This is a genomic window from Acinetobacter sp. AOR34_HL (genome assembly GCF_027854795.1).
In the GTDB taxonomy this organism is placed as follows: Bacteria; Pseudomonadota; Gammaproteobacteria; order Pseudomonadales; family Moraxellaceae; genus Acinetobacter; species Acinetobacter junii.
Genome location: NZ_JAKTID010000069.1, coordinates 1 through 4196, shown reverse-complemented (window position 1 = coordinate 4196; position 4196 = coordinate 1). Strand labels below are relative to the sequence as shown.

Genomic DNA, 4196 nt, shown 5'->3' with positions numbered 1-4196 from the left:
GCCATCTTGCCGGCGTAAGATGGCACAACAGGCAGTTGCCCAGCATGCCATTAGTATTCGTTTGGCTTGTAAAGCATTTGGCATTAGTGAAACCTGCTACCGCTATCAAGCCAAACTCAGCGATGACAATGCACTCATTGCTGAACAGCTCATTGAACTCACTGAGGAAAATTCCGATTGGGGCTTTGGTTTGTGCTTCTCGTATTTACGGCATGTTGAGAGTTGCTGCTGGAATCACAAGCGGGTTTACCGCATTTACTGTGAGTTGGCACTGAATCTGCGTATTAAACCGAGAAGAAGACTAAAACGGCATGCGCCTGAACCATTGAAAGAACCAATCCGAGAAAATCAGGTTTGGTCATTAGATTTTATGCATGATCAGCTTTCCGATGGTCGCAAGTTTCGATTATTGAATGTGATTGATGATTACCGCCGCGAAGGCCTAGCCATTGAAGCAGGGTTCTCATTGCCCACAATCAGGGTTATTCGTACGTTGAATCAATTGCTGGAGTGGAGAGAAAAACCGTTAGTGATCCGATGCGATAATGGTCCCGAATTTATCAGTCACGAATTTGTGCGCTGGGCTACTGAGCACGGTATTCGTATTGAATATATTCAACCGGGTAAGCCACAGCAGAATGCGTATATTGAACGCTATAATCGGACCATACGTTATAGTTGGCTGAGCAAGCATTTATTTGATACTTTGGATGAAGTACAAGATTATGCAACAAACTGGTTGTGGCATTACAACCATGAAAGACCACATGAAGCTAACAAAGGAAAGCCACCTCTAATGGCTGCTTAACCTCTACTTTTAACTTCGGTTATTTATGGGAGGATTACCTAGAGTCTCCTAAAAACCGTTAATGTAATTACAATAGCACCTGTTTATAAATAAGTAATTGATTCATATGAAATATATGTGTTAACTTAAGGTTTAAGTTCATCTGAGAAAAGAATAATGGAAAGAAATCTAAATTTAGCAAATTCAATTTTCGCAGGCTTTAATGATAAAAACGGATTAATGATTTGTGGCTATGAATGGGGATGGTCAAAAGAAGATCAAAAACTGGATGAAAGCGATAGCCGTCCCACAGTAGATATGAGTATTGAATGTACATTTAGTAATAAATCCCTAAGGTATGGTCCTTCTGCCAATACTTGGCCTTATGATAAAAATATCAAAAAATGGTTTAAGTTTTGGGGACACCCATTAAACGATGAAAATTTAGGTTCAGACTTTGATAAATGTATTATTCAAACTAATTGGGCCTATACGAGTAATGCAGATATAGAAAGCTATAATCGTTTCTTAGAAAAAGAAGCAGTTGATAATTTTATTCATCATATTGAAGTTTTGAGACCCAAAGTAATTTTATTTATGGGTAGTAAGCTTATTAATTTTCTGAGAAATATAGATGTTTGGGATAGGTTTACTGCTATTGTTGGTCCAGAAATAGAACCCTTAAAAATGGTACAAAAAACAGATTTTGATGGTACTCGATTTAAAGTTTACTTTGATAATTTTGAACAATGCCAAGTTGTGTGCTTACCACATCCATCTAGTAGTAGAGGTCTATCTGATGAATATATCAAATTATTTGAACCAGAATTAGGAACAATCATTACTGAATATAAGAAACAAAAGGGTATTCTATAAAACTAATTATGAAAAAAGTCCATCTCATCCAAGCAGATATAACAGCTTTTGCTGTACATGCCATCGTTAACTCAGCAAATAAATCTTTGCTTGGTGGTGGTGGACTTGATTATGTGATTCATAAAAAAGCTGGACCATTGATGAAAGAAGAATGTGTTCGTCTAAATCAAGAAAAAGGTATATGCCCTACAGGTCAAGCAGAAGTAACAACAGCAGGTAATCTGCCTGCTAAATACCTTATTCATGCGGTTGGACCACGATGGTTAGATGGCGAACACAATGAGCCACAATTGCTTTGTGATGCTTATAGTAATGCACTATTCAAAGCTAATGAAATTCATGCACTCACTGTTTCTTTTCCATGTATTAGTACAGGTGTTTATGGTTTTCCACCTCAAAAGGCGGCTGAAATTGCGATTGGCACCATACTCTCTATGTTGCCTCAATATGATCATGTTGCAGAAGTATTTTTTATCTGCCGAGAGGATGAAAATTATTTAATTTATAAGAATATTTTATCGAATATCGATGATCCAAATATTCAGATTCTGATTTCTTAGTTTAAATTATCGAAAGCTCGTATAAGAATTCAGCCACAATTTTGGCTAACAATTCATGTTCTTCTTGTGATTCAACAATATCGACCATCAAATCATCTAAACCTGTTTGTTCCTGAATGGTAACACCTTGAATTTCTAGATAAGTTAGCATTACAGCTAAACCAGTTCTTTTATTACCATCAACAAAAGCATGACCTTTTGAGATAGCAATACCAAACCATGCTGCGATCTCAAAAATGTCGCTTACATTGCTGTAATACATCTGCTGATCTATACGGCTTAATACGCTTTCTAGCTTTTCAATATGACAGCCTGTTCGCCCCACGCCAGTTTGTAATAGGATCTCATCATGTACAGCGATCACGAATGTTGAGCTAATCAAACTCATTTATAAGCAAGCTCTTGAAGTTCTGCTTTATGCTGCTTAATAACTCGTTTAGCACTGTGCATCACAACACGTTTTGTTGCTTCATCATTGCTAAATTGAATTGGTAATACTTGACCTGAAACCTTTTGGCGATTTGAAACTTGATCAAGGCTATAGTCTTTTAAGCGTTTTCTCATATTCATAGCTCCATTAATAGAGATGTCTATTTTAGCTCAAATTTTACAATTAGGTGCGATAGTGAGGATCTTTTCTAGGAATAGCTGACTCAGAGTCTATATCAAAGAAATCATAAATCTTAGATGCGGTTTGGGAAGTAAATAATGTCTTATCCATATAGACAATTACTTTATCTTTGTTCATATCGTAAATTACCCGACCTCGTGGAATCTGCTCATATTCATAAGCTCTAAGCTCTGGATATTCACTTTGTACATTTTTCCAATACTCGATATGCGTGTAAGGACTATCAATTAAGCCAATTGAATCAGCATCACCTAAATTAAACACATGAGCTATACCTATGACTTTATTATTCCAATACCAAAAAATCCCTATGTTCATTATCAACCTGTATTTTTAATTTCTCTAAAATTAACATAATACACGTTATGAGAATTCAAAATTGTAACTCCAAAATAGAAATGTCCTGTTTTTAACCACAAGAGTCAAGCACAGGATTTAAATTTCTTTGTTCAATAACAGCTTTCTGAGCTTTACGGCTCGGCATACTTTTCTTGGCACGGGAACGTTTTGAACCGTACCGGGTTTGTTGGAGACTTTTTTATTTAAGTTAGGCCACCTGACCTAACGGATTAATCTTATCATAGTACATTGCTTCAAACTCAAAAGGCGATACATAACCCAGTGCACTGTGTACACGCTTTTTATTGAACCAATCTACCCAGTTTAGTGTCGCAAGTTGTACATCTGCTAAACCGTGCCAATCCGCTTTTAAATATTCAATCACCTCTGTTTTGTATAAGCCATTCACCGTTTCAGCCAAAACATTATCGTATGAATCACCGGTCGTACCGACTGATGCTCGTAAATTTGCTGCTTCTAAACGATTGGTATAACGAATGGAAAGATATTGCACGCCTCTGTCACTATGGTGAATCACATTCTTTGGCATGTCTCGAGCATGTAACGCTTGCTCAAGTGCATCGAGCACCATATCTGTATTCATCCGTGTCGATACTTTCCATCCAACAATTGCTCGTGAGAAGACATCAATAATAAATGCAGTATAAACCCAGCCTGAATTTGTTTGAATATACGTGAAGTCAGCGACCCATAGCTGGTCAGGATGATCAGCACTAAAATTGCATTTCACCAAGTCATCTGCTCGTTTTTGATCATCTCGGCTACGGGTGGTTTGTTTATTCTTACCACGCCAAACACCTTGTATACCTAGCTTCTGCATCAATCGAGCAACTGTACAACGTGCGATAACATAACCTTCACGTTTCAATTGTTGCCAGACCTTACGCACACCATATCGACCTAAACTTTCTTTCCAAATACGTTTGATTTGCTCTGCATGATGTAAATCATGCAGAGCACGTTTCGCTCGATGTTCTGGGTT

General features: G+C 37.3%; 7 protein-coding genes. 3 read left to right on the top strand and 4 right to left on the bottom strand.

Going from position 1 to position 4196, the window contains the following annotated elements:
* From MKL32_RS11915 to MKL32_RS11905, 3 genes are all read left to right on the top strand, one after another.
* The coding region (locus tag MKL32_RS11915; protein ID WP_270900588.1) for an IS3 family transposase at positions 1-808 on the top strand (808 nt) is incomplete at its 5' end.
* Positions 809-964: 156 nt separating this feature from the next.
* Positions 965-1663 carry a hypothetical protein gene (locus tag MKL32_RS11910; protein ID WP_114238014.1) on the top strand — a complete coding sequence of 233 codons (699 nt, stop codon included), beginning with the start codon at positions 965-967 and terminating at the stop codon, positions 1661-1663.
* An 8-nt stretch (positions 1664-1671) separates the two neighbouring features.
* A complete protein-coding gene (locus MKL32_RS11905) occupies positions 1672-2223 on the top strand; it encodes a macro domain-containing protein (protein WP_127799692.1) in 552 nt (183 codons plus the stop codon).
* A 1-nt stretch (position 2224) separates the two neighbouring features.
* Here MKL32_RS11905 and MKL32_RS11900 read toward each other — a convergent pair whose 3' ends face one another.
* The 4 genes from MKL32_RS11900 to MKL32_RS11885 all read right to left on the bottom strand — a co-directional run.
* Positions 2225-2611 carry a type II toxin-antitoxin system death-on-curing family toxin gene (locus MKL32_RS11900; protein WP_004769969.1) on the bottom strand — a complete coding sequence of 129 codons (387 nt, stop codon included), beginning with the start codon at positions 2609-2611 and terminating at the stop codon, positions 2225-2227.
* On the bottom strand, positions 2608-2787 hold the full coding sequence (locus tag MKL32_RS11895; RefSeq protein WP_016658770.1) for a hypothetical protein: 180 nt from the start codon (positions 2785-2787) through the stop codon (positions 2608-2610). The genes MKL32_RS11900 and MKL32_RS11895 overlap by 4 nt, the downstream gene beginning before the upstream one ends.
* A 49-nt stretch (positions 2788-2836) precedes the next feature.
* Complete coding sequence (locus MKL32_RS11890) at positions 2837-3172, bottom strand: hypothetical protein (RefSeq protein ID WP_004679046.1); 336 nt, start codon at positions 3170-3172, stop codon at positions 2837-2839.
* 229 nt (positions 3173-3401) lie between these two features.
* A partial coding sequence (locus MKL32_RS11885) for an IS3 family transposase (protein WP_270900587.1) occupies positions 3402-4196 on the bottom strand: 795 nt, incomplete at its 5' end.